The sequence below is a fragment of the Goodfellowiella coeruleoviolacea genome (assembly GCF_024171785.1).
Taxonomy (GTDB): domain Bacteria; phylum Actinomycetota; class Actinomycetes; order Mycobacteriales; family Pseudonocardiaceae; genus Goodfellowiella; species Goodfellowiella coeruleoviolacea.
The window spans coordinates 815,190-841,582 of record NZ_JAMTCK010000001.1 but is presented as its reverse complement, the minus strand read 5'-3'; the positions used below and the strand labels follow the sequence as shown (position 1 = coordinate 841,582).

Sequence of the window (26,393 nt, the reverse complement as noted above, 5' to 3'; positions counted from 1 at the left end):
GCTCAGCTCTCGTTCAGCACCGCGCGCAGGCGGGTGGCGAACGCCTCCGGGTCCTCGGCGAAGCCGGTGTGGCCGCCGGGGAACAGGGTGGGCTCGGCGCCGAGCGCCTCGGCGAGCGCGATGGAGGTGCGCTCGCAGAGCTGACCGCCGGACTGCTCGCCGAGGCCGACCAGCACGCGGGTCGGGATCGCGCGCAGGGTGGCGATGTCCGGCTGCCACCGCGTGGTCGGGCGCAGCATGTGCGCGTACTGGAAGTCGTCGTCGGCGATCTCCCGCGCGGTGCGCTCCCGCGCGAACATCTGCGCGAAGACGTCCTCGGGCAGGCTGATGTTGGCCAACGCCAGGAACTTCCGCCAGGCCCCCACCGGGTCGCCGCCGAGGTAGGTGGCGATCAGGTCCTCGGTCCGCTCGCGCAGCCGCTCGCGGTCGTCCAGCAGTTCGTTCAGCGGCGGCTCGTGCGCGATCACGGTGTGCACCAGGTCCGGGTGGGCCTGGGCGAGGGCCAGTGCGCTGACCGCGCCACCGCTGGAGCCGAGCACCGCGGCCGGGCCGGCGTCGACGTGGCGGATCAGCCGGGCGAGGTCGTCGGCGCGCAGCTCCGGTGTGGAGTCCCGGTCCGGGTCGTCCACCGGGCTGCGGTTGATGCCGCGCGGGTCGGTGGTGAGCACGGTGTGGTCGACGGCGAGCAGGTCGGCCAGTGGCGCGAACGACCTGGCGTCCATGGGGGCGCCGACGAGCACCACCACGGGGCCGCTACCGCGCACCTCGTAGTGCAGCCGCGCGTCGGGAACGCGCAGCGACCCGGTGGTGACGGCGGTGGTCGACGGGGTGGTCATGGGGAACCCTCCAGACAACGAGTGGGAAATCTCCTGGTCGGAGGTATGTGACCGCGGGTGCGGGGCAGAATCATCGGTCGTGAGCGAGCTTTTTTCGCGGACCGAGGGCCCGGTGGCGGCCGCGGCCGAAGGAGTCGAGCTGGCCGGGGCGCGGGACGGCGACCACGCGGCGTTCACCCGCCTGGTGGCGCCGCTGCGCCGGGAGCTGCACGCCCACTGCTACCGCATGCTCGGGTCCAGCCACGACGCCGACGACGCCCTGCAGGAGGCCATGGTGCGGGCGTGGCGGGGTCTAGGCGGCTTCGCCGGGCACGGTTCGCTGCGCTCGTGGCTGTACACGGTGGCCACCAGGACCTGTCTGGACGCGGTGGCGCACCGGGCCAGGCGGGCACTGCCGGTCGACCTCGGCCCGTCCAGTGACCGCGCGGTGGTCGGGGACATCCCGCGCACCGAGGTGGCGTGGCTGGGGCCCTACCCGGACACCGGGCTCGACGCCGGCCGGGCCAGCCCCGACGCCCGCTACGAACAGCGCGAAGCCGTCGAACTGGCCTTCGTCGCCGCGCTGCAGCACCTGCCGGGCAACCAGCGCGCGGCACTGCTGCTGTTCGAGGTCCTCGGCTTCTCCGCCGCCGAGATCGCCACGATGATGGACACCACCACCGCGTCGGTGAACAGCGCCCTGCAGCGGGCCCGCCAGATCGTGCGGGAGAAGGTCCCCGACCGCAGCCAGCAGCGGACGCTGCGGGAGACCGGGGACGCCCGGGTGCGGGACATGGTCGCCAGGTTCGCCACCGCGCTGGAACGCGGCGACGCCGCCGCGCTGGTCGCGCTGCTGGCCGAGGACGTCACCTGGTCGATGCCGCCGATGGCGCACTGGTACCGCGGCCTGGTCGCGGTCCGCGACTTCGCCGTGCGGGTGCCGTTGACCGGGTGCGGGAGCTGGCGCCACCTGCCGACCAGTGCCAACGGTCAGCCGGCCGTGGGCTGCTACCTCTGGAACGACGGCGCCGGCGCGCACGTGGGCTGGTCGGTCACGGTGCTGGCGGTGCGCGCCGGACGGATCGCCGAACTCACCTCGTTCATCGGCGCCGAGCACTTCGCGCTCCTCGACCTGCCCGCCGCCCTGCCCTGAGCCAGCCGCCGCAGACCCCGGCGGTCCGAGGTGGACAGAACAGCGGACAAGGGGTTGACGGGTCGGGGGTGGACGATCAACTCTGCTGCGGTGCTCCGGGAACCGGTCCCGGGCCGGCGTTCGGGGTGACCGCGAACGCGACTGGGGCGAGGAGGTCCGGGCGTTGGTTCCCAGCAGGCGTGAGGTGATGGTGGGCGCGGTGGCGCTCGGGCTCGGCGCCGCGGCGGTGGGCGGTGCCGCACCGGCCGCCGCGCAAGCCGACCAGCAGGCCGACCAGCAGGCCGAGGTCGACGGCCAGCGGTCGAGCCGGGCTGGCCACTGGGTCGGCACCTGGCAGACCGCGCCGTCGGGCACGGCGGCCGGGACCGAGCAGGGCCTGCCCAACCACTCGATCCGCAACCTGGTGCACACCAGCGTCGGCGGCGCCCAGGCGCGGATCAGGCTGTCCAACGCGCTGGGCACGGCGCCGGTGCTGATGGGCCGGGTGACCCTGGCCCGCGCCGCGCGCGGTGACGCGGCCGACGCGGTGCCGGGCAGCATGCGCGCGGTCACCTTCGGCGGCGCCGAGTCGATCACCATCCCGGTGGGCGCGCAGGTGGTGAGCGACCCGGTGGACCTGGCCGTGCCGGAGAACGCCGACCTGCTGGTCACCCTGTTCACCCCGGCGCCGTCCGGTCCGGTGACCTTCCACGACGTGGCCGTGCAGACCTCGTTCCTGGCGCCGACCGGGGACCACGCGGCCGAGGAGTCGGGCGCGGCGTTCACCCAGCCCACCACGCACTGGCACTACCTCACCGGCGTCGACGTGCGCGGCGGCTCGGCCACCGCGGCCGTGGTGGCGCTGGGCGACTCGATCACCGACGGCAACACCTCCACCCCGGGCGCCAACCGCCGGTGGCCGGACCGGTTGGCCGCCCGGCTGGCGGCCCAGCCGGGGCCGACCCGCCTCGGCGTGCTCAACGCCGGCATCAGCTCCAACCGGCTGCTCAGCAACACCTGGAACCCCAACGCCCTGTCCCGGTTGGACCGGGACGTGTTCGCCGCGCCCGGCGCGCGCACGGTGATCGTGCTGCTGGGCATCAACGACATCGGCGGCCAGCCGCAGCACCGCGAACCCGAGCCGATCACCGCGGCACTGCGCCAGGTCGCCACCCAGGTCCGGTCCCGGGGGCTGCGGGTGATCGGCGGCACGCTCACACCGTTCGGCGGGTCCAGCAACTACACCGGGGAACTGGAGGGCGTGCGGGCCGCGGTGAACGAGTTCATCCGCACCGGCGGGGCGTTCGACGCGGTCGTCGACTTCGACGCGGCACTGCGCGACAACGCCGGCGACCCGCGCCGGCTGAGGCCGGAGTACGACTCCGGCGACCACCTGCACCCCAACGACGCCGGTTTCCAGATCATGGCCGAGGCGGTGGACCTGCGCCAGCTCTAGCCGATCCCGCCCCAGGTGGCAGCCCACAGCCGGACACCGGCGCGGCGTCGGACTCCAGCAACCGCGATCACGGGTGGGAAGACAGCGGATGCCTGCTCGGACGGCATCGCGGTGGGCGGGCTCAACCGGCGTCGTAGCGGAAGCTCCTGGCGATGCGGGCCAGTTCCTCGTCGGCCGGGGCGTCCGGCACGCCCTGGTCGCCCACGACCACCAGCATCGTGAAGCCCGTCGTGGCCTCGGCGGCCACCACGTGCAGGACCACGGTCGGCGCGGCGCAGGAATCCGATCCGGTCTGGGGAACGCTGACCGTCGCCTTGGTGTAGAAGCTACCTCGGCCGATCTCCTCCACCGGGCCCTGGCTGACCTGGGGCGTGCCTCCCGGCACGGCCGCGGTGGCCGCGCGCCGCACCACGTGGTCGACCGCCGCCCGCGGGTCGGTGATCTCGACGCCGTCCGGGTAGGCGACGCCGCGCACCTGCTTCGGGTTGCCGCACGCGCCCTGCTGGTAGCGCGCCTTCGGGAAGCGGTCACCCCGCTCACCGGTCTCCATGCTGACCTGCCAGGACGGCGGCACGTCGAACACCCCGCCCGAGCCGGTCCGGTACGCCCGCCAGCCGGGAACGGTTGGTGTGCCGCCGTCCGGTGTTGGTTCTCCGCTGGCCACCGCGGGTGCGCCACTGCCAGGAGCCGGGCCGGACGCGGTGTGCTGCCCGCTGCCGTCGCCCCGGTTGAGCAGCACGACGAGCAGCACCGCGCCGAGCGACACGGCCACGCCCAGCGAGATCGCGGTGATCAGCAGGCCGCGCCCACGGCGTTTCGGCGGCGTCGGCCAGCCGGGCGGAGCGGGTACACCGTGATGGACCATGGCAGTCTCCTTCGTGGTCGGTCGGCTGTTCGATGCCGGTGGGAGCACGTGGGTTCCAAGCACCTCGCCGGAACGGCAGCGGTGAACCCGCCACGCGCCACGACGGTCACCGCCACCACCCCGTGCACACCGGTGCCGGGGTCAACCGTCCACTCGGGCCGTCCGCTCAGGACGGTTGTGCCGGCGGCCTGGCCGAGCCGTGCAGCAGTGCCGCGTACAGGGTGAGCCCGGGGCCGAAGGCCATGGCCACCACCGGACCGCCGCGGTCCAGCGTCCCGTCGCGGATGAGTTCGTCCAGCACCAGCAGCACCGTGGCGGACGAGCAGTTGCCGCGCTCGGCGAGCACCGACCGGGACGCGGTCAGGGCCGAGGCGGGCAGGCCCAGCCGCTGCTGCACGGTGTCCAGGATGCGCGGGCCACCGGGGTGCACGGCCCACGCGCGCACGTCCGGCAGGTCCAGACCGTTGCGCGCCACCAGGTTCTTGACCACCGGGCCCACGTGCCTGGCCAGCACGTCGGGCACGCGCGGTGACAACCCCATGCGGAAGCCGAGATCGGTGACGTCCCAGGTCATGTGGTCGCGGGTGGTGATGTCGGTGAGCGCGGCCAGGTCCACCAGGTCCAGCCGAGGAGCCGGGTGGACCGGCCGGTGGGTGTCCGGCCGGGAGCCGGAACCGGCGCGCCGGTCGGCCACCGGTTGCAGCACGAGCGCCACGGCCGCGTCGCCGAACAGGGCGTGCGACACCACCTGCTGGGTCTCCGCCGTGGGCGGCTGCAGGTGCAGGGTGGTCAGCTCCAGGCACAGCAGCACGGCGGGCCGGTGCCGCGCCACCACGAAGTCGGCCACGCTGCCCAGCGCCGGCAGGGCCGCGAAACAGCCCATGTGGCCGACGAACAACCGCTGGGTCTCCGGTGCCAGCCGCAGCGACGAGGCCAACTGGATGTCCAGGCCTGGGGTGCCGTAGCCGGTGCACGAGGCGACCGCGAGCAGGCCGACGTCCTCGGCCGGCACACCGGCGTCGGCCAGGGCGGCGGTGGCCGCGCGGTGGCCCAGCGGGGGCGCCTCCCGCCGGTAGCGGCGCATCCTGGCCTCGGTCGACCAGCCGGACACGTCCTCGCGCAGCGGGTCGAGCACGCTGTGCCGGCGCCGCACCCCGGCCGAGGCGAAGATCCGCTCGGCGAAACGGTTGTCCGTGAAGTGCCGGCGGAAGTACCCCTCCCACAGCGCCCGCTGGTCGAACCCGGCGGGCAGCGCCGAGCCCAGCCCGGTGATGGCCGCGATCACCACCGGAGCACCTCGGGGTTCGCGCGGGTCGGCATCAGCCCTCCTTGCGGCCACGCCCCTGGAACAACACCGCCGTGGTCGCCATCGGCACCATCCGGACCGTGTCCACCCGGCCGACGGCCCACGCCAGCAGGTCGGTCACTGACGGCCGAATACCCCGCACGGCCAGACGTACACCGCGGCGGGCGCACTCGTCGGCGAGAACCGCCCGGTCGACCAGCAGGTCGGGATCGTGCACCCCACTGGGCAGCCAGCGGCCGGGCAGGTGGTCGACGGCGGTGACCGCCACCCACCGGCACAGCGCCGTGGCCGCCAGGGTGTCCAACACCAGCAGGCCGCCAGGGCGCAGCAGCCGGCACGCCTCGGCCACGGCCCGCCGCAGGTCGGTGACGTGCTCCAGGATCTCGCCCGCCACCACCACGTCGGCGCAGCCGTCGGCCAGCGGCACGGCGAGCACGTCACCGCGCACCGCGCGCACCCCGTGCTCGGCCGCCTGGGCCAGGGCCACGGGTGAGGCGTCCACGCCCACGTGCCGGTAGCCCTTGCCGGCCAGGTGCGGGGCGAGCAGGCCGGCGCCGCAGCCCAGGTCCACCAGCACGGCGCCCCCGCGTGCGGCCGGCGGCACCAGGTCGGCGCGGGCCACGGCCAGCCAGTGCAGCACGGCGAAGGCGCCCCTGGGCTGCCACCACTGCTCGGCCTTGGCGTCGAACACCTCCATCGCGCCAGGGCTGGGCCGGGGGTGCGGTGCGATCCAGCGCGCCGTCATCGGCCCAGGCTGACACAGCCCGCGCCGCAGGGCAGCGCGCCGCCGCCCCGGGGGGTCACCCGCCGCTGGGGGACCCGCCGCGTGGGGTGGCGGTGACGGCAGCCGGTTCCGGCTCGGCGTTCTGCTGCTAGGGCAGGCAGCCCTCGGGCACCGCCTCGCTGATCACCTCGTCCAGCACGTCCCTGGACCGGAGCAGGTCCCTGATCATGAGGTTGATCCGGTCGCGCTGCCCCATCAGGTCCCGGACCAGCTCCGGCGAGGCGACAGCGGTGCCGCCGTGCTCCCGGATGCAGCCCAGCAGTTGGGCGATCTTGCTGCTGCAGAAGCCGGCGGCGAACAGTTGCTGGATCCGGATCACCCGGTCCACGGCGTCCTGGCCGTACTCCCGGTGCCCACCGCGGGTCCGCTCGGCGGTGAGCAGGCCCTGCTTCTCGTAGTAGCGCAGCGACCGCTCGCTCACCGCGGTCCTGCGGGCAAGCTCCCCGATCCGCACGGCGACCTCCTCCTGGCGCCCTCACGAGTTGAATCTGACACTGATGTCAGATCTTATCGTTCGACCCATGACGAACTCGACACCTTCCGCCGCCGGCCTGCTCCACCCCTACCAGCGCGGCGGGCTCGCACTGCCCAACCGGATCGTGATGGCCCCGATGACCCGCTTCCGCGCGGACGAGCGCGGCGTGCCGCTGCCGATCGTGGCCGACTACTACGCCCAGCGGGCCAGCGCCGGCCTGATCGTCACCGAGGGCATCTGGCCCAGCCGACGCGGCCAGTCCGGATGGCGGATGCCCGGCCTGGAGGACGACGAACACGTGCGCGGTTGGCGGGTGGTCACCGAGGCGGTGCACGCCGCGGGCGGGCGGATCTTCGCGCAGCTCATGCACGCCGGCCGCAACTCCCACCCGCTGTCCCGCATCGACGGGCAGCTCCCGCTGGGCCCGTCCGCGGTGCCGGTGCCGGGGCCGGTGCACACCCGGCTGGGCAAGCGCGCCCCGGTCACCCCCGGGGTGATGACCACCGAGGACATCCGACAGGCCGTCGCCGATCACGTCACCGCGGCCCGCAACGCCGTCCGCGCCGGTTTCGACGGGGTGGAGCTGCACGGCGCCAACAGCTACCTGATCCACCAGTTCCTCGCCGACAACACCAACCTGCGCACCGACGCCTACGGCGGGTCCACGGCCAACCGGGTGCGCTTCCCGCTGGAGGTGGTGCGCGCGGTGGCCGAGGCGATCGGGGCGAGCCGGACGGCGTTGCGGCTGTCCCCGGGCAACCCGCAGTTCGGCATGGTGGAGGCGGACCCGGCGCCGGTGTACCGGGCGCTGGTGGCGGCACTCGACGAACTGGACCTGGCCTACCTGCACGTCACCGACAACGACCGCTACCCGGCCCTGGCCGACCTGCGGCCCCGCTGGCACGGCACGCTGATCGCCAACGTCGGGGAGAACGGCGACCCGACCAGCCGGCAGGCCGGTGAGCGGGTGTTGGCCAGTGGCCGGGCCGACCTGGTGTCCTACGGCCGGCTGTTCATCGCCAACCCGGACCTGCCCCGGCGGTTCGCCGTGGGCGCGCCGCTGGCCGAGATCGACCCGGCCCACCTGTACACCCACGGCGCGCGCGGTTACACCGACTACCCGGCGCTGCCCGCGGCCGGCCTCGCAGCGTCCACAACGGACCCGGCGGACGCCGCGGTGGCCGGGGTGGCGGCCGGCTCGGCCTGATCGCGACGGCGGACCAGCCCGCGCACCTGCCGGCTGCACAGCGCGCCGGCGGTGGCCACCAGGACCAGCCCGGCCGCGATCGCCAGGGTGGTGGTCTCGCCCAGCCGCTGTGCCACCGGCGCCACCGCGATCTCACCCAGCGGGATGGCCAGGAACGAGGCCAGCGCGTCGTAGGCGTAGACCCGGGACAGCCGGTCGGCCGGCACGTTCTCCTGCAGCGACACGTCCCAGGCCACGCCGAACTGTTCGAGCGCCACGCCGTTGAGGAACATGGCCACCGCCAGCACGGCCAGCTGCGGCGAGTAGGCCAGCGCGAGCAGGGGGAGGGCGTCGAAGACGGTCAGCGCCACCCCCACCAGCAGCATGCGCCGCCGCCGCGACCGCGCCACGAGCACGCCGCCGACCAGTTCGCCCACCAGTTGCGCGGCCACCACCAGGCCCCAGGCGCTGCGCCCGATGGTGTGGTCGGCGATGCCCGGCCCCAGCACCTGCAGCCCGCCGGCCACGGCGGCGTTGACCGCGGTGAACTGCAGGGCCACGATCCACACCCAGCGTCGGGAGGTGAACTCGGTCCAGCCCTCGCGCAGGTCGGTGAGCAGACCGGGGTGAGCGGCGGCGGGTGCGGCGCGGCGCGCCAGCCGGACGCGGAAGAAGCAGGCCGAGGCGAGGGCGAAGGCGAGCGCGTTGCCCACCAGGCCCCAGCCGGGACCGGCGAACGCGACCAGCAGCCCACCCAGGGACGCCCCGGTGGCCATGCTCGCGCTGATGCCCATCCGCATCAGCGCGTTGGCGGGGCCGAGCAGCGCGGCGGGCACGGTCTGGCTGGTCAGCGCGGCGGATGCGGGCAGGGCGATCGCGGACAACGCGCCGTTGACCACGCTCAGCGCGATCAGCACCGGGATCGACGCCCAGCCGGAGAGCACACCGGCCGCCACCACCGCCTGCACCAGCGCGGCGGCCAGGCTGGAGCAGCCCAGCACCACCTGGCGGGGCAGCCGGTCGGCGAGCACCCCGCCGAACAGCAGCACCGCCACGTTGGCGACGGAGCGCGCGCCGACCACGATGCCCAGGTCGACCTGGGAGCCGGTGCGGTCGAGCACGGCGAAGGCCAGCACGATCGGGGCCAGGCTGTTGGCCAGGCGGGTGGCCGTGCTGCCCACGGCCAGCCAGCGGAAGTCGGGGTGGCGCAGCGGCGCCAGCAGCGCCGCGCGCCTGGCCGTCCCGGTCACGCCGAACCCCCGTCGGTCTCGCCGGTCGCGCGCTGTCCGGTCGGGGCCATGGTGAACAGGGCGATGGTGGCGCTGGTGCGCACCGCGCCGGGGCTGCCGGGTGGCTGGGCCGCCCGGTGCAGCAGTTCACCCAGCTCGTTCGCCTTGGCCACCAGTTCCCGCCACTGCTCGGCGGGCAGCCACAGTTCGGCGTCGGTGGTGCTGGCGGGAGCGTCGAGCAGGCGCTGCCCGCTGCGCCGCCGCAGTTCCTCGGCCATGGCCGAGGCGAACAGCAGGTGGTCCTGGCGATCCGAGGGCCGCGGCAGCGGACCGCTGTCCGGGTCGTGCCGGTAGCGCTTGGCCAGCCCGCCGCGGATCCGCACCTGGTCCACCACGTCGACCAGCCCGACCTTGTGCAGTTGGCGCAGGTGGTAGCTGATGTTGGCCTGGTTGGCGCCGAGTTCGCGGGCGACGTCGGCCGCGCTCATGGCTGTGCCGGTCAGCAGGGACAGGATGCGCAGGCGCACCGGGTGGGCCAGGGCGCGCAGCCCGGTCAGCGCGGGTGGGGTGGACACCGGAGCAGTGTCGATCCGATCGGACCCAACCGTCAAACAGTTATTTGGGGGTAGGTGGGGCTGGTCGGCGGTGCGCGGCGGGAAGCTCGATTCCGTCGGCCTGACCGTCCGTTGTGGACGGAGGGTTCGAAGTTGTTGGCGCGCCGACACTTCGCGTTCGAATCGGCTGCCGCGACCGATACTTGCCGACCCTATCTATTCCCATATTGTGGACGGCTAATATCAGGATATGGAAAAGGCTTCGGGGAGTGTGGCGCCGGACCCGGCAGGGGAGGCCGGTGCGCGGCGGTGGGTGGTGCTCGCCGTGGGGCTGGTGGCCATCACGGCGGGGTGCGCGTTCCAGTACGGCCTGCCGTACCTGATCCCGGGGCTGCGGGCCGGCGGCCTGTCGCTGGAGCGGGCCGGTCTGCTCGTGGCGTGCCCGACCGTCGGCCTGCTGCTCACCACGGTGGCCTGGGGTGCGGCGGCCGACCGGTGGGGTGAACGCCTGGTGCTGGGCGCCGGCCTGACCCTGGCCGGACTGGCCCTGCTGGGCGGGTCGGTCGTGCGCGACCCGGTGGCGCTGGGCGGGTGCCTGGTCGTGGCCGGTGCGGCGGGTGCGTGCGTGCACGCGGCCAGCGGCCGGCTGATCCTGGGCTGGTTCGCCGCGCCCGAACGTGGCCTGGCCATGGGGATCAGGCAGACCGGGCAACCGCTCGGCGTCGCCTTGGCCGCGCTCACCCTGCCCCCGCTGAGCGGCACCGGGCCGGCCACCGCCCTGGTGTTCCTCGGCGTGCTGTGCGTGGTGGCGGCCGGGCTGGTCGCCCTGCTGGTCACCGATCCGGCCCGGCCCCGGCGCGGCGACGGCGGGGCTGACGGCTCGCCGTACCGCACACCACTGCTGTGGCGGGTGCACGGGGTGAGCGGCCTGCTGGTGGTGCCGCAGTTCGCGGTGGCCACCTTCGGCCTGGCCTACCTGGTGGACGAGCGCGCGTGGCCGCCGGCCGCGGCCGGCCAGGTGCTGGCGGTGGCGCAGGTGGGCGGCGTGCTGGCGCGACTGGGCACCGGCCTGTGGTCGGACCGGGTGGGCAGCCGACTGCGGCCACTGCGGCTGCTGGCGGTGGTCATCGCCGTGGTGGTGGCCGGACTCTGCCTGACCATGGTGGCCGGCTGGGCTCTGGTCGTCGTGGTGCTGGTGGTGGCGGGCGCGATGGTGGCCAGCCCCAACGGCCTGGCCTTCACCGCCGTGGCCGAACACGCCGGTCCGCGGTGGGCCGGCCGGGCGCTGGGCATCCAGAACACCGTGCAGAACGCGCTCGCCTCAGCCACCCCACCGGTGCTCGCCGCGGTGATCGCGGTGACCGGCTACGGCCCGGCCTTCGCCGGGGTGGTGGTGTTCCCCCTGGTGGCGGCGTTACTGGTGCCGGTGACCCAGGAACGGAGTACGGCTGCGGCGGCCCGCGGCTGACCATCGTGCGCGTCACCCACCGCCGTGGCGGGCGGAGCCCGACGAGCACCACAAGGCCGTGCCCGCGGAATACCGCATGCGGCGGTGGCCGGTCCGCGTCGCGTCGGACGCCTGAGCGTCAGCCCGCCGCCGGTGTCATCCGGGCGGCATCGGCTGCTGACTCATTCCCCACCTGCCCGCAGACCGTCGAGAAGAACGCTCAGCGCGGCCCGGGGACCGTGCGTGGGATCGGGCGCGAGTCCCAGCACGCATCCCGGTACCGCCGCGGCACCGGTCAGTTGCAGCACGGCCTGCCAGGTCAGATCCCGGCGCAGGCGACCCTCGTCCTGGGCACGCTCGATGACCCTCCGGGCAAGGTCGAGAAGTTGGTGGCGCTGCTCGGCGACAGCGGGCCCGCCGTGCTGCTCCAGGGAGCCGGACAGTCCCGCGTTCTGCGCGGTGCGCAGGGCCAGGCTGGTGAACAGCGAAGAAAAGCCCGCCCAGGCGTCATCGCAGCCCAGCGCCTGGTGTGCCGTGTCGATCAGCTCGGTGAGGATGTCGCCCAGCACCGCCGCCATGAGCTGGTCGCGTTCGGGGTAGCGCCGGTAGACGGTGCCCACGCCGACGCCGGCCTCCCGCGCGATCTCGTGATAGCTCACGTCGAGCCCGGAGGACGCCACGGCACGGCGCGCCGCCGCCAGGACACGCGCGGCATTGCGCTGGGCGTCGACGCGCACCGGAGGCGCTGTCCGCTGGGTCACCGCGGGCCGCTCCACGTTCATGTCCTCAGCCTACCCATAAGTGGACAACCTTTGTCCGTCTCCGTTAGGGTCGGAGAAATCGGACAGAGTTTGTCCGTTTAATTGGCCTGGCTGATCTGAGAGGTGCGGAGCATGGGCTCTCGCGTGTGGCTGGTCACCGGTGCGTCCGGCGGGTTGGGCCGGGCCCTGGTCGGTGAGGTGCTGGGATCAGGTGCGCGAGTGATCGCGACCACGCGCGACGGTGCGCCGCTGCGGCCGCTGAGCGCCGCCTTCCCCGAGCGTCTGCGCACCGTGCGGGTGGACATCACCGACGCCGGCACGCTGCGGCGGGTTCTGGATGACGCGGTCGCCGGGTTCGGTCGCCTCGACGTCGTCGTCAACAACGCCGGCTACGCGCTGGCGGGCCCCTTCGAGGAACTGGACGACACGGAGTTGCGCGCCCAGTTCGAGGTGAACTTCTTCGCCGCCGTCAATGTCCTACGCGCCGCCCTGCCGCACCTGCGCGCGGCGAAAGCGGGCCGGGTGCTGCAGATCAGCTCGCTGGCGGGGCAGACCGGCGCCGCCGGGATGAGCGCCTACACGGCCAGCAAGCACGCCCTCGAAGGGCTGAGCGTCTCACTGGCCGCCGAACTCGCCCCGCTGGGTATCCGGACGACGATCGTGGAGCCCGGTGCGGCCCGCACCGCCTTCCGCGCCAACTGGGCCAGCCGGCTGCCCGCCGGCGCCGCCCACCCCGACTACCTTCCCGTGCACGACGCGCTGGCGCGCACCGCCGGCGGCGCGGGAGAGCAGGTCGGCGACCCCGTCCGGATGGCCAGGGCACTCGTCGCCCTCGCCGACATGCCAAGCCCCCCGCTGCGCCTCCCCCTCGGCAGCGACGCCCTCACCGGCATCGAGAACGCCCTCGGCGACCAACTCGAAGAGCTACGCCGATTCGCGACCCTGAGTGCTTCCACCGATCACCCGAAGGCGACCTGACATGTCCGAGCACCGCAACACCGATCGTCTCGCCGTCGTCACCGGCGGCAGCGAGGGCATTGGCCTGGCCATCGCCGATGCCCTCGCCCGCGACGGAGCCGACCTGGTTCTCGTCGCCCGCAACCGCGACCGACTCGCGACCGCGGCCGAGGAAGTTGGCCGGCACGGCACCGCCGTCCACACCGTGTTCGCGGACCTCTCCGCACCCGACGCCCCCGCCCGGGTCGCCGCACAGGTCGGCAACCTGACCGACCGGGTCGACACCCTCGTCAACAACGTCGGCACCGCCCACTTCGCCTCCCTCGCCGACACCACGGTCGACGCGATGAACACGATGTGGCACCTCAACGTCCAGGTACCGCTGCTGCTGAGCCAGCAACTGCTGCCCGCCCTCCTGCGCACCCGCGGAAGCGTCATCAACATCAGCAGTTACTGGGCCCACAAGATGGTCGCCGGCCGCCCTTCGGCCGCGTACTCCGCCACCCGCGGCGCGCTCAACTCCATGACCCGGGCGCTGGCCAGCGAACTTGGCCCCCGAGGAGTCCGCGTCAATGCCGTCGCTCCGGGCGCGGTCCGCACCCCCACGTACGAACGCTCCTACCTGACCTCGATGACCGAGGAGAACCGCGCCGCGCACGACGAGCAGATCGCGCGCTCCTACCCGCTGGGACGCCTCGGCACCGCCGATGACATCGCCACCGCGGTCGTCTACCTGGCCTCCGCCCAGTGGACCACCGGCACCATCCTCGCCGTCGACGGCGGCCTCACCACCCGCTGATCCCCAGCGAGGCGATTCCTGACGGTGTCGCCGCCCGCGCCGCACCGCGGCCGAGGTCCCGGCTGGTCGCCCGCGGTGGTCCGGCGCCGCGGTCAGGACGACGGCCAGGTGCGGTCCAGGTCCTCGGCGTAGCGCGCGATGGCCTGCTGGTAGCCGGCGATCTCCGGGTCCGACGTGGTTTCCACCAGCAGCGTCAGCAACGACTCGACGGCCTGCTTGGACCGGCCGGCGTTGTGCTGGGCCATGGCCAGGAACACCCGCAGCGGGCGGTGCTCCGGGAACTCGGCCACGCCCTGTTCCAGGGTGGCCACGGCCTCGGGGTAGCGGCCCAGGGTGCGGTAGGTGCTGCCCAGGCCGAGCAGCGCGCCGCGGCGGTCCTCGGCGGGCAGGCCCGGGCGCGCCAGGGCGCGGACGTAGTGCGGCACCGCGTCGGCCTCCAGGCCGAGCAGGTCGTGCACCCACGCCGCCTGGTAGGCCACGTGCACGTCGTCGGGCGCGCGCTCGACCAGCCGCAGCACCAGGTCGCGTGCTCGCTCGGGGTCGCCCGCCTGGCGGGCGGCGATCACCTCGGCCAACGCCTCGGCGTGGGGGGACGGCTCGGACATGCTGGTCATCTTGCCCGACCCGCCGAGTGGTGGCCGGCACTGGGCGATTCCGGTGAATTCGCGAGCGGTCTGGCGTGATCTGCGTCGCCTCAATAAGGTGAGGCTAACCTAATCGTGTCATCATCCCCGGCGTTGATGACCGGTTCTCACCATCCGCCTCATCCCTGTTGGCGCACAAGTGATCCGGAGGCCAGATGTCGATGTCGGCACCGCAGTCGCGGACCCGGTGGACCCGGCCAGCCACCGGACACCCGTTGTCGCGCCGAGGAACGGCCTGAGGGAGCGACATGGACCGCAGGGGAATCGCCGGCAAGCTCGCCCTGGTCACCGGGGCCGGGCGGGGCATAGGCGCGGCGGTGGCGCGGGCACTGGCCGGGGCCTCGGCCCGGGTGGCCGCCACCGACCGCGACGCCGGCACACTCGCCACCGCGGTGGCCGACCTGCCGCCGGACCGCGTCCGGGCCCACCCGCTGGACGTGCGCGACAGCACCGCCGTGGACGCGGTGGTCGACCGGGTCGAACGGGAGATGGGGCCGATCGACATCCTGGTCAACGTGGCCGGCGTGCTGCGACCCGGCCCGGTGCACAGCCAGACCGACCAGGACTGGCTGGAGACGTTCGCGGTCAACACCAACGGGGTCTTCTTCACCTCGCGCGCGGTGGCCCGCCGGATGCGCGAGCGCCGCGGCGGCAGCATCGTCACGGTGGCCTCCAACGCCGCGGGCGTGCCGCGCGTGCACATGGCCGCCTACGCCGCGTCCAAGGCCGCGTCGGTCATGTTCACCAAGTGCCTCGGGCTGGAGCTGGCCGAGCACGGTGTCCGGTGCAACGTGGTGTCACCCGGCTCGACCGACACCCCGATGCAGCGTGCACTGTGGACGGACGAGGCCGGCCCCCGGTCGGTGATCGAGGGCAACCCCGGGGCGTTCCGGGTGGGCATCCCGCTGCGGCGCATCGCCGAACCCGACGACATCGCCGACGCGGTGCTGTTCCTGGTGTCCGACCAGGCCCGGCACATCACCATGCACGACCTCTACGTCGACGGAGGCGCCACCCTGCGCGCCTGACCAGCCGCTCCCGCGATCCGATCACCCACCACGAGGCTGTCCGCCGAACCCGGACGGCCCCCGTCAGTCTGTCCACTCTGGACACTCTGACCGGGGTCGCCGGGCGCGATCCGAATGTCCACACACGACCAGCGGACGCCGCTGGGGAACGGAGCAGCAGGTGAGCACGAGCGGCTGGCGGGTGAGCCCGGCATGACCACCGACCACCAGGTGCTGCCAGACCTGGCCGACCAACTCCTCGCCGACTACCGACCCGGTGTGGCGTCGTTCTTCGCCACCCGCCGGCACACCCTGCTCGGCCAGGGCGTGCACACCCTGATCCGGCCGGACCCCGCCAGCGGTGCGGTCACCGACCTGGCCAGTCAGGTGCGCGAGACACTGGAACGCGTCAGAACACGGGGCACCGCGACACCGATCGCCGTCGGCGCCGTCCCGTTCGACAACTCCGCCCCGGCGGTCGGCCCACTGGCCAAGCTCGTGGTGCCCGAGACGATCCGGTTCGCCGGACCGCTCACCCGGCAGGTCATCGTCGCCGGCCGCGCGGCACCGGCCGAGGAGCCGCGCACCGACTGGCACATCGAGCAGATCCCCGAACCCGCCGCCTACCGCCGCGGTGTCGCGGCGGCGCTGACCCGGCTGGCCGAGGGCGAGCTGGACAAGGTCGTGCTGGCCCGCTCGCTGCGGCTGACCTCGGACACCGACGTGGACGTGCCCGCCATGCTGCGCGCCCTGGCCCGCCGCGACCCGCACGGCTACACCTTCGCCGTCGACCTCGACGACCCCGACGACCAGACCGCCCCGCCGGCGTGCCGGGGCACCCTGGTGGGCGCCAGCCCGGAACTGCTGCTGGCCAAGACGGGCCGCCAGGTGGTGTCCCGGCCCCTGGCCGGGTCCGCGGCGCGCGCCAGCGACCCGGCCGAGGACCGGCGCCGCGCCGAAGCGCTGCTGGCCTCGGCCAAGGACCGGCACGAGCACGCGCTGGTGGTGGCCGCGGTGGCCCGCTCGCTCGGGCCGTTCTGCCGCCAGCTGACCGTGCCCACCGAGCCGCACCTGGTCCGCACCGCCGCCATGTGGCACCTGGCCACCAGGATCACCGGCGAACTCGCCGACGAGCGCACCTCCTCGCTGGAACTGGCCGCCGCCCTGCACCCCACGCCCGCGGTGTGCGGCACCCCGGTGGGCGCGGCCAGGGCCGCCATCGCCGAGATCGAACCGTTCGACCGGGGCTTCTACACCGGCGTGGTCGGCTGGTGCGACTCCGCCGGGGACGGCGAGTGGGTGGTCACCCTGCGCTGCGGCGTGGCCAACGGCGGCACGCTCACCCTGTTCGCCGGCGCCGGCATCGTGCCCGGCTCGGTGCCCGAGTCGGAGCTGGCCGAGACCTCGGCGAAGTTCCGCACCTTCCTGACCGCGGCCGGCGTGCACCAGCCGGTGTGACCCGATGACGAGCGCAGGCACGACAACCACGTGGGGAGGACCGCATGCTGGACGGATGCCCTGGCTGGCCCGAGGAGTTCGCGGCCAGGTACCGGACGGCGGGGTACTGGCGCGGTGAGACCTTCGGCGAGCTGCTGCGCGACCGCGCCCGGCGGCACGCCGACCGGGTGGCCGTGGTGGGCGGACCGCACCGGCTGACCTACCGGGAGCTGGACCGGCGGGTGGACCAACTGGTGGCCGGGTTCCACGCGCTGGGCATCCGGCCGACCGACCGGGTGGTGGTCCAGCTGCCCAACGTCGTCGAGTACGTCGAGGTGGTCTTCGCGCTGTTCCGGCTGGGCGCGCTGCCGGTGTTCGCGCTGCCGGCGCACCGCCGCAGCGAGATCGGCTACTTCTGCTCGTTCACCGAGGCGGCGGCCTACGTGGTGGCGGACCGGCACGGCGGGTTCGACTACCGCGGGCTGGCCGCCCAGGTGCGGGCCGAGGTGCCCACCCTGCGGCACGTCGTGGTGGTGGGACCGGGCGGCGACGGCGCGATCGGCCTGGACGAGCTGCGCGTCGACCCGGCGCCCGGCGGGCCGCCGCCCGGACCGGCCGCCTCGGACGTGGCCTTCCTCCAGCTGTCCGGCGGCAGCACCGGCGTGCCCAAGCTGATTCCCCGCACCCACGACGACTACCTGTACAGCGTGCGGGCCAGCGCGGAGATCTGCCAGCTCACCCCGGACAGCGTGTACCTGTGCGTGCTGCCGGTCGCGCACAACTTCCCGATGAGTTCACCCGGCGTGCTGGGCACCTTCCACGCGGGCGGGCGGGTGGTGCTGGCCGAGGCGCCCAGCCCGGACGTCGGCCTGCCGCTGATCGAGCGGGAGCGGGTCACCATCACCGCGGTGGTGCCGCCGCTGGCGCTGGTGTGGCTGGCCGCGGCCGAACGCGGCGAGCACGACCTGTCCAGCCTGCGGGTGTTCCAGGTCGGCGGGGCCAAGTTCAGCGAGCAGGCCGCCCGCCGGGTGCGCCCGATCTTGGGCTGCACCCTCCAGCAGGTCTTCGGCATGGCCGAGGGACTGGTCAACTACACCAGGCTGGACGACCCCGAGGAGGTCATCGTCACCACCCAGGGCCGGCCGATCTCGCCGGACGACGAGATCCGCGTGGTGGACCAGACCGGCGCGGAGGTGGCACCCGGCCAGCCCGGGCTGCTGCTGACCAGGGGGCCCTACACGATCCGCGGCTACTACCGCGCCGCCGAGCACGACGCGCGGGCGTTCACCCCGGACGGCTTCTACCGCACCGGCGACGTGGTCCGGGTGACCGGGGACGGCTACCTGGTCGTGGTGGGGCGGGACAAGGACCAGATCAACCGGGGCGGCGACAAGGTGGCCGCCGAGGAGGTGGAGAACCACCTGCTGGCCCACCCCGCGGTGCACGACGCCGCGGTGGTGTCCATGCCCGACGCGTTCCTCGGCGAGCGGTCCTGCGCCTTCGTCGTGCCCAGGGGGACCCCGCCGAGCGCGGCCGAACTGCGCGCCTTCGTCCGCCAGCGCGGCCTGGCCGCCTACAAGGTTCCCGACCGGGTCGAGTTCGTGTCCGCGTTCCCGCAGACCGGTGTCGGCAAGGTCAGCAAGAAGGAGCTGCGCCAGGCCATCGCCGACCAGCTCAGCTCCACTGTGGACAACAGCGGCTGACCGGCGGCGCGGCCCGGCCGGTGCCGCCGCCACCCCACTTCCCGAACCGAGGAGAGAGAGCCATGGCGATTCCGTCGATCCAGCCGTACCGGATGCCGGTGGAGTCCGAGCTGCCCGCCAACCGGGTGGACTGGCGGCCCGACCCGGACCGCGCGGTGCTGCTGATCCACGACATGCAGCGCTACTTCCTGCGCGCGTTCCCGGCCGGCCGGTCGCCCGTGCTGGAACTGGTCGAGAACATCCGCGCGTTGCGGGAGCGCTGCGCGGCGCGGGGCGTCCCCGTGGTCTACTCGGCGCAGCCCGGCGCGCAGAGCCGGCAGCAGCGCGGTCTGCAGCAGGACTTCTGGGGCGACGGCGTGGGTGGCGCCGACGAGCAGCGCATCGTCGACGACCTCGCCCCCGGCGCGACCGACGTGCTGCTGACCAAGTGGCGCTACAGCGCGTTCCAGCGCACCGACCTGGCCGACCTGCTGCGCGACCAGGGCCGCGACCAGCTGGTGATCACCGGGATCTACGGCCACATCGGCTGCCTGATGACCGCGGCCGAGGCGTTCATGCGCGACATCCAGGTGTTCCTGGTGGCCGACGCGGTCGCCGACTTCTCCGCCCAGCACCACCGGATGGCCCTGGACTACGTGGCACAGCGCTGCGGGGTGACGCTGTCCACCCGGGCCGCCACCGCCGCGCTCGCCCCGGCCGCCCCGGTCGGCACGCCAGGGCACTGACCCCCGCCGGCCACCCCGCCCGAACTCCCCACCGACCACGGAGGACAGGAACCGCCATGCCCGACGCCGCGCCCCTGACCCGCGAGTCCGTCCGCCAGAGCATCGCCGACGTGCTGTACGTGCCCGCCGACGAGATCGGGGACACCGACGACCTGATCCAGTCCGGTGTGGACTCGGTGCGCATCATGAGCCTGATCGAGCGGTGGCGGGACGCCGGCGTCGAGGTGGCCTTCGTGGAACTGGCCGAGGCGCCCAGCCTGGACCGCTGGTGGGAGCTGCTGTCCAGCCGCCAGCGGGCGGCGCGGCAGGACTGACCGCGGACCGCACCCACCCCACCCGCGAGTCGACTTTGCAAACCCTGCGAGTTGACATCTCAGGCAGGGCCATGTGGGTGATCAGGGCCCGTGGCGGGGATAGGTCAGGTCCAGGACCTGGTGAGGTCCACCAGGCCGTCGGCGAGCAGGCCGCGCCAGCACACGTTGTCGTGGCCGCCGTTGTACTCGGTGTAGGTCTGCGGGTACTCCCTGGCCGCCAGCACGTCCCGCAGGTGCCGGTGCACCGGCAGCAGGATCCACTCCTGCAGGCCCACCGCCAGGTGGAAGCGCACCGGCGGGCGCGGCGTGCGGGCGAACCGCCGGGTCAGCCAGCCGGCCTCCCGGTCGAACGGCGAGCCGCTGGGCCACCAGTAGGAGCCGGACAGCGACAGCACGTTGCCGAACCGGTGCCGGGCAGGTGCCGCATCAGGCTCTCCGCCAGCACGCTGCGGTCGGTCACGCAGTTGACCAGCAGCAGCACCTCGCTCGGGGTGGACCGGTCGGCGCGACAGGAACGTGACCACCCGGCTGCCCGGGGCCCGCTCGTCCGGCTCCACCAGGGGCGTGCCCCGCTCGGCCACCCGCGCCCAGAACCGCGTCAGCGCGGCCGGGCCCTGCTCGGCCACCGCCCGCTCCAGCCGCAACGATGGTCGGGCTGTCCACCACCTCGGGCGCGGTCGGCCTGGGCACGCGCGGTGGCGTGGCCCGCCCTCCTCGGCTCATCCGGCCCCACCCGCCGACTTCACCGGGGCACGCCTGGTCGCGGACCCGCCGGCCACCTCGTAGAGCCGCCGCACCAGGGCCGGGTCCACGACGTCCCGGGGCGGCCCGCCGGCCACGACCACGCCGTCGCGCACGGCCACCAGGGTGTCGGCGTACCTGGCCGCCGACACCAGGTCGTGCAGCACCATCACCGGAGCCTGCTGCGCCAGCACCAGGGCCACCAGCCCGGTCACCGTGATCGCCTCGGGTGCCTGCGGGGACGAGGTGGTCGCAGCGGCCCCGGACCTGATCCTGGTCAGCAGCGTCACCGACGAGCAGGTGCTCGGCCAGTTGCGCCAGGTGCAGCCGGCGACCGTGGTCACCGGACTGGTCTCGGCGACGAGGTGAGCATCGTGCGCTGGAACGCCAAGGGGCCGGGCATCATCCAGCGGGACCGGTTGGGACGGCGCGGACGCGCGGGCCGTGCGGGAGGCGGCCGGCCAGCCGGCGTACGCCGCGCTGAAAGCCGTGCGCGCCAACCACTTCATCACAGTTGACGGTTCAGTGTGGACCAGCCGGGGTGGGCTGCTGGCCGCCACCGAGGTGCTCGACGACGTGCGCGCGGCCATGACGGCTTCCTGAATCGAGTGGGTTTCCTGGCCACGGGATCGGGAACTCCACGCGAAAACCCGGGAAAACCCGTTGCGACGGGCAGTGCCGGGCACGAGCATGGGGACACCCACCGCCGGGGCGGCGGCCGGCGCCGAGCGCGCAACAGGGCCGACACACACCCGACACCTCCCCGGAACATGGCCTGGCACAGGGAAAAGCGGCGTTCGGCCGGGCTGAATCCGTTGCCCGGTTCGACTCTTCGGCCGGACTGTGCCGGCCGTCACGACGTGCGGCCGGTGCGGTGCGGTGAACGGTAGCCGGCGCTGTGGCGTGGCTGACCGCACTCCGCGGGTCGGGTGCGGTTCGGCGCCCCGACCCACCCGGTGAGCGCGTCGATCCCGGACAAAGATCGTCATGGCGCGATCGGCTGCCGACAATCCGTGATGCGGGTAACGCCCGGGGATCGCAACACGACGCACCTAGCGGACAACGGAGGTAGCAGCCAACCATGAGCACCGACACCGACACCGAGATCGAGTCCGATTCCGACCTGAACCGTCGCTCCGGTGCTGGCGTGGCCACGGTGACCTGCCGGCCCGCCGCGCTGCCCACCGCCCCGTGCAGTGTGGTCTGGAGCCGAGGTCACGCCTACGTGCTCGAAGGCTTCCTCGGCCGGGCCCGCTGGGTGGGCGTGGACGACCGGGGCAGACCGCAGTCGCTGTCCGGGGCCGACCTGCAGCGGCGCGGCTGGAGCACCACGCGATGACCACCCCGGGGCGCCTCCGGCCGACAGCGCCACGGCGGCGCGCCCCAGTCCACCCGGTTCACCCGGCACACCTGGACCCGGCCGGTCGCGCCCGGCCGTGGCCGTCGCGCCGGACCGGCTCGCGCCCCGGCTGAACCGTCGCCGGCCGGGGCGGTCGGACCCACCCCACCACCCGCTGCCCACCCCGCGTGCCCACCGCGCGCCCGGCCGACCATCGGCCGGCCGGAGCGGTCGGCGCACGCGCCCGACGCCGGTGCGCGTCCAGCGCACCGCCCCGGGCGGCCCCGGCTCCGGGTGACACTGGGTAGCCGAACGCGGGAGCACCTGGCAGCCACCCCGATCGGGTGTGGCACGCTTGGGGCTCGCGGAGGAACAGCGCGGTCTCGGCAGCCGCCGACGTCCGTCCCCGCGATCAGGTGCTCGGCGAGGAGTGGACGTGGCGCAGGCAGGCAGCGCGCGGGCGCGGGGTGATCAGGACCCGAGGGACCGGGTGCTCACCATACCCAACGCCCTGAGTGTGTTGCGGTTGGCCGGAGTGCCGTTGTTCCTCTGGCTGCTGCTCGGGCCGCACGCCGACGCGTGGGCGCTGGTGGTGCTCGCGCTGAGCGCGGTCACCGACTGGCTGGACGGCAAGCTGGCCCGGTGGCTCAACCAGACCAGCCGCTTCGGCATGCTGCTCGACCCGGCCGCCGACCGGCTCTACATCATGGCCACCCTGGTCGCGTTCGTGGTCAGGGACATCCTCCCGTGGTGGGCGGCGGCCATCCTGATCGGACGCGAACTCGCCGTCGGCGCCTGCCTGCCGATCCTGCGGCGCGCCGGGTACGGGCCGTTCGAGGTCCACTACATCGGCAAGGCCGCGACCTTCTGCCTGCTCTACGCCCTGCCCCTGCTGCTGCTCGGCGAGGGCGACGGAGTGGTGGCGCAGGTGGCGCGGCCGATCGCGTACGCGTTCACGGTCTGGGGCGGCGCCCTCTACGTCTGGTCCGGTGTGCTCTACGTGGCCCAGCTGGTGGCCGCGCTGCGACGTGCCGGCGGGAACCGGCCGGCGGTGGCGGGGCGCGGCCGGGCGCGGTAGGAAACTCGCGGTAGGAGCCGGTTGCGGTGGGAGCGGTCCAGGTGGGCGATCCCAGGTGGGGGATCATGGGTGCGGATGGCTCGCCCACGGCGGGCGGCAGAGGCGGAACCGGGAAGTTGATCAGCAAGAAGGAGAACTCGTTCAGTGGTCCCCGAGGAGCTCAAGTACACCCAGGAGCATGAGTGGGTGGTGCGTACCGACGACGGTGCAGACAAGGTGCGCATCGGCATCACCGACTTCGCCCAGAGGCAGCTCGGCGACGTGGTGTTCGTCCAGCTCCCCGAGGTGGGCGAGACGGTCAAGGCAGGGCAGGCGCTCGGTGAGGTGGAGTCCACCAAGAGCGTCTCGGACATCTACGCGCCGTTGGACGGGGAGGTGGTGGCCCGCAACGACGCGCTGGACCAGCAGCCGGACCTGGTCAACTCCGACCCGTACGGGGCCGGCTGGCTCGTGGTGCTGAAGTTGTCCGACCCCTCCGGCGTTGACCAGTTGCTGGACGCGCAGGCCTACCGGGAGTTGGCGGAGCAGGAGTGAAGTCGATCTTCCGACGGTTGTTTGGCCGCTTGGGGAGCCGCTCCTCGCAGGACCGGTCAGGCACGGTAGGTTTGGGCAGTCCTGATGAAACCACGAGCGGGAGGAGAGCTCAGGTGAGCACGAACGATGGTCCAGGCGTTCCGCCGGAGCAGTCCCCTGAGCGGACTTCTGTCTTTCGGGCCGACTTCCTCTCCGAGGTGGACGGCGCCGAGGCTCCCGTGCAGGAACCGACGATCGCTGGCGTGGACGCCCTGCCGGCGGGATCGGCGCTGCTCGTGGTCAAGCGCGGTCCCAACGCCGGTTCGCGGTTCCTGCTGGACCGCGACACCACCAGCGCGGGCCGCCACCCGGACAGCGACATCTTCCTCGACGACGTGACAGTGTCGCGTCGGCACGCGGAGTTCCGCCGCGAGGGCGGGGAGTTCGTCGTGATCGACGTGGGCAGCCTGAACGGCACCTACGTCAACCGCGAGCCGGTGGACCAGGCCGTGCTGGCCAACGGCGACGAGGTGCAGATCGGCAAGTTCCGTCTGGTGTTCCTGACCGGCCCGGGTTCCGGGGGTCAGGGGGCGCAGTGACGGCGGCCGGGCGGCCTGCGCACGGCGGGTTGAGCATCGGGGCGGTCCTGGCACAGCTTCGTCCCGAGTTTCCCGACGTGACCATCTCCAAGATCCGGTTCCTGGAATCGGAGGGACTGGTCCGCCCGGCCCGAACCACATCTGGTTACCGGCAGTTCTCGGCCGCTGATGTCGAGCGGCTCCGTTTCGTGCTCGCCGCGCAACGGGACCACTACCTCCCGCTCAAGGTGATCAAGGAGCAGCTCGATGCCGCGGATCGCGGGGTGCCCCCCGCGACGCCGTCTCCTCGGCTGCCAAGGGGGTTGGTGTCAGTGGACGGGTTGCCCGGCCCCGAGCACTTCGCCACGGGAGCCGAAGTGCGGATGACCCGCGAGGAACTGCTCGCCGAGAGCGGCATCGACAAGACGATGCTCGCCGAGCTGGAGCAGTACGGGTTGATCCGATCCGGGGCTGCTGGGTTCTACGACCCGGATGCCGTGATGGTGGCCAGGATCGTCCGGGCGATGACCGATTTCGGCATCGAACCCCGGCACCTGCGCGCTTTCCGCGCCTCGGCCGACCGCGAGGTGGGCCTGTTGGAACAGATCGTGCTGCCGTTGTACCGGCAGCGTGACCCGGAGGCCAGGGGGCGGGCCGACGAGGTGGTGCGGGAGCTGGCCGCGCTGTCGGTCACCCTGCACACGTTGCTGGTCAAGGCCGGGCTGCGGGGTGTTACCGGCGGGTGAGCCGGTATAAGGTCGAACATGTCCGTCCGCTGTCGTTCGGACAACCGCCATGCGGGCCGCGTGATGGAGCGCCACGTGATAAGCGATGTGATGGTGGCGACGACCACAGGACGGCAGGCAATGTGGAGCATCCGGCCCGGTTGGCGGGTAGCGTCAGAGTTGTCGGTGGGGGATCCTCGAACCAGCGGGGACGCCACGGTTCAGCGCGCTGAGGGAGGCGATACCCGATGAGCGAGATGCGCGTCGTCGGTGTGCGGGTGGAACTGCCCCACAACCAGCCCATCCTGTTGCTGCGCGAGACCGAAGGCGAGCGCTACCTGCCGATCTGGATCGGCTCGGTGGAAGCCACCGCCATCGCTCTCGAACAGCAGGGGGTCCGGCCCACCCGGCCGCTCACCCATGACCTGCTCAAGGACGTCATCTCCGCGCTCGGCCGTGAGCTGGAGCAGGTTCGCATCACCGACCTGCAGGAAGGCACCTTCTTCGCCGAACTGGTGTTCGACGGCGATGTGCGGGTGTCGGCCCGGCCCAGCGACTCGGTGGCGCTGGCCATCCGCACGGGCGTGCCCATCCACGCCGAGGAGTCGGTGCTGGCCGAGGCGGGCCTGGTGATCCCGGACGAGCAGGAAGAGGAAGTCGAGAAGTTCCGCGAGTTCCTCGACTCGGTCACGCCCGAGGACTTCCGGGGCGCCGACACCTGATCGCCCGCTGGCCGAGCTGACCGTCCGGTGTCAGGTCTGCGTGTCGGGCCGTCGGTGCTGGCGGGGGTCCTGCCGCGCGTCGCTGCCGCAGGCCGGCCTGCCGGCGGTCGTGGCGGGGTGCGGTGTTGAGCCGACCTCCTGAGCCGCCCGGTCTCGGCTCCCCGTGAATCCGGGCGAGCGGTGTCGTAGCGCGGGTCCGACTGTCTGACACGGTCTGAGCCGTCGCCGGCGGGCGTTCTGCTGGCCGGCTCCGCGGTCCGCAATAGCCCGGCCAAACTTTCTGTGATCAAATTTCGCTCGTTCGGAGGACCGGACCGCCGGATATCCGGGCAAGCCTCACCCTCAACTAGAGGTTGAGTATTTTTCTTTCACCGCGCGTCGCGTTGACCCGTGCGCAGGGCCGTCTTACCGTCGAAGCCGAGTAAATCGCGCCGGTGTGATTCCGCATCGTGGCGAACTCATGACCGACGTTCCCAGTGGGACCGGCGGTCTCGGTCGCCGGCCGGAAGGCCGGACGAGGGGAGGCAGGCGTGGTCGAGGAAGCGCCCGTTCGGGCCGACATCGGAGAACAGGGAGAGTTGTTCCCGGATTCCTCGCTGCCGGACGAGTTCGTGGGCTACCGGGGTCCCGCTGCCTGTCAGATCGCTGGCATCACCTACCGTCAGCTCGACTACTGGGCCCGCACCGGGCTGGTCGCGCCGACCATAAGGAGTGCGCACGGTTCGGGGAGCCAGCGGCTGTACTCGTTCAAGGACATTCTGGTCCTCAAGGTCGTCAAGCGCCTGTTGGACACCGGGGTCTCCCTGCAGAACATCCGGGTCGCCGTGGAACACCTGCGGCAGCGCGGGGTGCAGGACCTGGCCAAGATCACCCTGTTCAGCGATGGCACCACGGTGTACGAATGCACCTCGCCGGAGGAGGTCGTCGATCTGCTCCAGGGCGGCCAGGGCGTGTTCGGCATCGCGGTCAGCGGGGCGATGCGCGAGATCAGCGGCAGCATCCACGAGTTTCCCGCGGAGCGGGCCGACGGCCTGGAAGTGAACCCGACCAGCGACGACGAACTGTCCCGGCGCCGCAGGGCCAGGCGCACCGGGTGAGCCC

At 73.1% G+C, this 26,393-nt stretch carries 31 protein-coding genes; 20 read left to right on the top strand and 11 right to left on the bottom strand.

The window, feature by feature from the left end; translation table 11 throughout:
• Positions 1-2: 2 nt before the first annotated feature.
• Positions 3-836, bottom strand: coding sequence for an alpha/beta fold hydrolase (locus LX83_RS03535; protein WP_253766857.1), 834 nt, complete (start codon positions 834-836; stop codon positions 3-5).
• A 79-nt stretch (positions 837-915) separates the two neighbouring features.
• Between LX83_RS03535 and LX83_RS03530 the strand changes: the two genes are divergently transcribed.
• Complete coding sequence (locus LX83_RS03530; protein WP_407649464.1) at positions 916-1,968, top strand: sigma-70 family RNA polymerase sigma factor; 1,053 nt, start codon at positions 916-918, stop codon at positions 1,966-1,968.
• Positions 1,969-2,131: 163 nt separating this feature from the next.
• Complete coding sequence (locus LX83_RS03525; RefSeq protein ID WP_253766855.1) at positions 2,132-3,403, top strand: SGNH/GDSL hydrolase family protein; 1,272 nt, start codon at positions 2,132-2,134, stop codon at positions 3,401-3,403.
• Between the two features lie 121 nt (positions 3,404-3,524).
• Here LX83_RS03525 and LX83_RS03520 read toward each other — a convergent pair whose 3' ends face one another.
• The 4 genes from LX83_RS03520 to LX83_RS03505 form a co-directional block, all read right to left on the bottom strand.
• A complete protein-coding gene (locus LX83_RS03520; protein ID WP_253766853.1) occupies positions 3,525-4,268 on the bottom strand; it encodes a hypothetical protein in 744 nt (247 codons plus the stop codon).
• Positions 4,269-4,434: 166 nt separating this feature from the next.
• On the bottom strand, positions 4,435-5,556 hold the full coding sequence (locus tag LX83_RS03515) for a type III polyketide synthase (RefSeq protein WP_253766851.1): 1,122 nt from the start codon (positions 5,554-5,556) through the stop codon (positions 4,435-4,437).
• A gap of 31 nt (positions 5,557-5,587) precedes the next feature.
• Entirely contained in the window at positions 5,588-6,319 is a 732-nt protein-coding gene (locus LX83_RS03510; RefSeq protein WP_253766849.1) for a class I SAM-dependent methyltransferase, read from the bottom strand.
• Positions 6,320-6,446: 127 nt separating this feature from the next.
• Positions 6,447-6,812: a MerR family transcriptional regulator gene (locus LX83_RS03505; RefSeq protein ID WP_253766847.1), complete on the bottom strand. Its 366-nt coding sequence runs from the start codon at positions 6,810-6,812 to the stop codon at positions 6,447-6,449.
• Positions 6,813-6,879: 67 nt separating this feature from the next.
• On the opposite strand from LX83_RS03505, the gene LX83_RS03500 reads away from it, so the two are divergent.
• Positions 6,880-8,040, top strand: a complete 1,161-nt coding sequence (locus LX83_RS03500) for an alkene reductase (RefSeq protein WP_253766845.1) — start codon at positions 6,880-6,882, stop codon at positions 8,038-8,040.
• On the opposite strand, the gene LX83_RS03495 is transcribed toward LX83_RS03500, so the two are convergent.
• Together LX83_RS03495 and LX83_RS03490 are read right to left on the bottom strand one after the other, a co-directional pair.
• Positions 7,950-9,269 carry an MFS transporter gene (locus tag LX83_RS03495; RefSeq protein WP_253766843.1) on the bottom strand — a complete coding sequence of 440 codons (1,320 nt, stop codon included), beginning with the start codon at positions 9,267-9,269 and terminating at the stop codon, positions 7,950-7,952. The genes LX83_RS03500 and LX83_RS03495 overlap by 91 nt on opposite strands.
• Positions 9,266-9,823, bottom strand: coding sequence for a helix-turn-helix domain-containing protein (locus LX83_RS03490; protein WP_253766840.1), 558 nt, complete (start codon positions 9,821-9,823; stop codon positions 9,266-9,268). The genes LX83_RS03495 and LX83_RS03490 overlap by 4 nt, the downstream gene beginning before the upstream one ends.
• Before the next feature lie 229 nt (positions 9,824-10,052).
• On the opposite strand from LX83_RS03490, the gene LX83_RS03485 reads away from it, so the two are divergent.
• The gene (locus LX83_RS03485) at positions 10,053-11,270 is read left to right on the top strand and encodes an MFS transporter (RefSeq protein ID WP_253766838.1); all 1,218 of its coding nucleotides are present in this window, start codon (positions 10,053-10,055) and stop codon (positions 11,268-11,270) included.
• A gap of 161 nt (positions 11,271-11,431) precedes the next feature.
• Here the strand turns inward: LX83_RS03485 and LX83_RS03480 are convergent, their stop codons facing one another.
• On the bottom strand, positions 11,432-12,031 hold the full coding sequence (locus LX83_RS03480; protein ID WP_253766836.1) for a TetR/AcrR family transcriptional regulator: 600 nt from the start codon (positions 12,029-12,031) through the stop codon (positions 11,432-11,434).
• Positions 12,032-12,142: 111 nt separating this feature from the next.
• Between LX83_RS03480 and LX83_RS03475 the strand changes: the two genes are divergently transcribed.
• Positions 12,143-12,988 carry an SDR family oxidoreductase gene (locus LX83_RS03475; protein WP_253766834.1) on the top strand — a complete coding sequence of 282 codons (846 nt, stop codon included), beginning with the start codon at positions 12,143-12,145 and terminating at the stop codon, positions 12,986-12,988.
• A 1-nt stretch (position 12,989) separates the two neighbouring features.
• Positions 12,990-13,766: an SDR family NAD(P)-dependent oxidoreductase gene (locus LX83_RS03470; RefSeq protein ID WP_253766832.1), complete on the top strand. Its 777-nt coding sequence runs from the start codon at positions 12,990-12,992 to the stop codon at positions 13,764-13,766.
• Positions 13,767-13,858: 92 nt separating this feature from the next.
• Here the strand turns inward: LX83_RS03470 and LX83_RS03465 are convergent, their stop codons facing one another.
• Positions 13,859-14,371: a tetratricopeptide repeat protein gene (locus LX83_RS03465; protein WP_253766830.1), complete on the bottom strand. Its 513-nt coding sequence runs from the start codon at positions 14,369-14,371 to the stop codon at positions 13,859-13,861.
• 287 nt (positions 14,372-14,658) lie between these two features.
• On the opposite strand from LX83_RS03465, the gene LX83_RS03460 reads away from it, so the two are divergent.
• From LX83_RS03460 to LX83_RS03440, 5 genes are all read left to right on the top strand, one after another.
• Complete coding sequence (locus LX83_RS03460) at positions 14,659-15,438, top strand: 2,3-dihydro-2,3-dihydroxybenzoate dehydrogenase (RefSeq protein WP_253766828.1); 780 nt, start codon at positions 14,659-14,661, stop codon at positions 15,436-15,438.
• Between the two features lie 192 nt (positions 15,439-15,630).
• Positions 15,631-16,875, top strand: coding sequence for an isochorismate synthase DhbC (dhbC, locus tag LX83_RS03455; RefSeq protein WP_253766826.1), 1,245 nt, complete (start codon positions 15,631-15,633; stop codon positions 16,873-16,875).
• A gap of 44 nt (positions 16,876-16,919) precedes the next feature.
• Entirely contained in the window at positions 16,920-18,557 is a 1,638-nt protein-coding gene (locus LX83_RS03450) for a (2,3-dihydroxybenzoyl)adenylate synthase (protein WP_253766825.1), read from the top strand.
• 62 nt (positions 18,558-18,619) lie between these two features.
• Positions 18,620-19,282, top strand: coding sequence for an isochorismatase family protein (locus LX83_RS03445; protein WP_253766823.1), 663 nt, complete (start codon positions 18,620-18,622; stop codon positions 19,280-19,282).
• Positions 19,283-19,338: 56 nt separating this feature from the next.
• Positions 19,339-19,596 carry a phosphopantetheine-binding protein gene (locus LX83_RS03440; protein ID WP_253766821.1) on the top strand — a complete coding sequence of 86 codons (258 nt, stop codon included), beginning with the start codon at positions 19,339-19,341 and terminating at the stop codon, positions 19,594-19,596.
• A 104-nt stretch (positions 19,597-19,700) separates the two neighbouring features.
• On the opposite strand, the gene LX83_RS03435 is transcribed toward LX83_RS03440, so the two are convergent.
• Together LX83_RS03435 and LX83_RS03430 are read right to left on the bottom strand one after the other, a co-directional pair.
• Positions 19,701-20,222: an alpha/beta hydrolase-fold protein gene (locus LX83_RS03435; protein WP_253766819.1), complete on the bottom strand. Its 522-nt coding sequence runs from the start codon at positions 20,220-20,222 to the stop codon at positions 19,701-19,703.
• A 93-nt stretch (positions 20,223-20,315) separates the two neighbouring features.
• Positions 20,316-20,552 carry a hypothetical protein gene (locus tag LX83_RS03430; protein ID WP_253766817.1) on the bottom strand — a complete coding sequence of 79 codons (237 nt, stop codon included), beginning with the start codon at positions 20,550-20,552 and terminating at the stop codon, positions 20,316-20,318.
• 1 nt (position 20,553) lies between these two features.
• Between LX83_RS03430 and LX83_RS03425 the strand changes: the two genes are divergently transcribed.
• From LX83_RS03425 to LX83_RS03385, 9 genes are all read left to right on the top strand, one after another.
• Entirely contained in the window at positions 20,554-20,706 is a 153-nt protein-coding gene (locus tag LX83_RS03425; protein ID WP_253766816.1) for a hypothetical protein, read from the top strand.
• 75 nt (positions 20,707-20,781) lie between these two features.
• The gene (locus LX83_RS03420; protein WP_253766814.1) at positions 20,782-20,940 is read left to right on the top strand and encodes a hypothetical protein; all 159 of its coding nucleotides are present in this window, start codon (positions 20,782-20,784) and stop codon (positions 20,938-20,940) included.
• A gap of 478 nt (positions 20,941-21,418) precedes the next feature.
• Positions 21,419-21,676 (top strand): hypothetical protein, encoded by a 258-nt coding sequence (locus tag LX83_RS03415; RefSeq protein WP_253766812.1) that lies wholly within the window; start codon positions 21,419-21,421, stop codon positions 21,674-21,676.
• Between the two features lie 436 nt (positions 21,677-22,112).
• Entirely contained in the window at positions 22,113-22,754 is a 642-nt protein-coding gene (locus LX83_RS03410) for a CDP-alcohol phosphatidyltransferase family protein (protein ID WP_253766810.1), read from the top strand.
• Positions 22,755-22,898: 144 nt separating this feature from the next.
• A complete protein-coding gene (gcvH, locus tag LX83_RS03405; RefSeq protein WP_253766808.1) occupies positions 22,899-23,288 on the top strand; it encodes a glycine cleavage system protein GcvH in 390 nt (129 codons plus the stop codon).
• Between the two features lie 113 nt (positions 23,289-23,401).
• Positions 23,402-23,866 (top strand): glycogen accumulation regulator GarA, encoded by a 465-nt coding sequence (garA, locus tag LX83_RS03400; protein WP_253766806.1) that lies wholly within the window; start codon positions 23,402-23,404, stop codon positions 23,864-23,866.
• On the top strand, positions 23,863-24,591 hold the full coding sequence (gene ftsR / locus LX83_RS03395; RefSeq protein WP_253766804.1) for a transcriptional regulator FtsR: 729 nt from the start codon (positions 23,863-23,865) through the stop codon (positions 24,589-24,591). Before garA ends, ftsR begins: the two co-directional genes overlap by 4 nt.
• A 227-nt stretch (positions 24,592-24,818) precedes the next feature.
• On the top strand, positions 24,819-25,292 hold the full coding sequence (locus tag LX83_RS03390; protein WP_253766802.1) for a bifunctional nuclease family protein: 474 nt from the start codon (positions 24,819-24,821) through the stop codon (positions 25,290-25,292).
• A gap of 530 nt (positions 25,293-25,822) precedes the next feature.
• Positions 25,823-26,389: a MerR family transcriptional regulator gene (locus LX83_RS03385; protein ID WP_308203901.1), complete on the top strand. Its 567-nt coding sequence runs from the start codon at positions 25,823-25,825 to the stop codon at positions 26,387-26,389.
• The last annotated feature ends 4 nt before the right edge of the window (positions 26,390-26,393 follow it).

Bases quoted from the DNA above. Each gene is read 5' to 3' on its own strand.
- dhbC (WP_253766826.1), top strand. From the start codon at position 15,631: ATGACCACCGACCACCAGGTGCTGCCAGACCTGGCCGACCAACTCCTC.
- LX83_RS03485 (WP_253766838.1), top strand. From the start codon at position 10,053: ATGGAAAAGGCTTCGGGGAGTGTGGCGCCGGACCCGGCAGGGGAGGCC.
- LX83_RS03460 (WP_253766828.1), top strand. From the start codon at position 14,659: ATGGACCGCAGGGGAATCGCCGGCAAGCTCGCCCTGGTCACCGGGGCC.
- LX83_RS03535 (WP_253766857.1), bottom strand. From the start codon at position 836: ATGACCACCCCGTCGACCACCGCCGTCACCACCGGGTCGCTGCGCGTT.
- LX83_RS03500 (WP_253766845.1), top strand. From the start codon at position 6,880: ATGACGAACTCGACACCTTCCGCCGCCGGCCTGCTCCACCCCTACCAG.
- LX83_RS03465 (WP_253766830.1), bottom strand. From the start codon at position 14,371: ATGTCCGAGCCGTCCCCCCACGCCGAGGCGTTGGCCGAGGTGATCGCC.
- LX83_RS03440 (WP_253766821.1), top strand. From the start codon at position 19,339: ATGCCCGACGCCGCGCCCCTGACCCGCGAGTCCGTCCGCCAGAGCATC.
- LX83_RS03480 (WP_253766836.1), bottom strand. From the start codon at position 12,031: ATGAACGTGGAGCGGCCCGCGGTGACCCAGCGGACAGCGCCTCCGGTG.
- LX83_RS03450 (WP_253766825.1), top strand. From the start codon at position 16,920: ATGCTGGACGGATGCCCTGGCTGGCCCGAGGAGTTCGCGGCCAGGTAC.
- LX83_RS03470 (WP_253766832.1), top strand. From the start codon at position 12,990: ATGTCCGAGCACCGCAACACCGATCGTCTCGCCGTCGTCACCGGCGGC.
- LX83_RS03510 (WP_253766849.1), bottom strand. From the start codon at position 6,319: ATGACGGCGCGCTGGATCGCACCGCACCCCCGGCCCAGCCCTGGCGCG.
- LX83_RS03445 (WP_253766823.1), top strand. From the start codon at position 18,620: ATGGCGATTCCGTCGATCCAGCCGTACCGGATGCCGGTGGAGTCCGAG.
- LX83_RS03475 (WP_253766834.1), top strand. From the start codon at position 12,143: ATGGGCTCTCGCGTGTGGCTGGTCACCGGTGCGTCCGGCGGGTTGGGC.
- LX83_RS03415 (WP_253766812.1), top strand. From the start codon at position 21,419: ATGAGCACCGACACCGACACCGAGATCGAGTCCGATTCCGACCTGAAC.
- LX83_RS03390 (WP_253766802.1), top strand. From the start codon at position 24,819: ATGAGCGAGATGCGCGTCGTCGGTGTGCGGGTGGAACTGCCCCACAAC.
- LX83_RS03520 (WP_253766853.1), bottom strand. From the start codon at position 4,268: ATGGTCCATCACGGTGTACCCGCTCCGCCCGGCTGGCCGACGCCGCCG.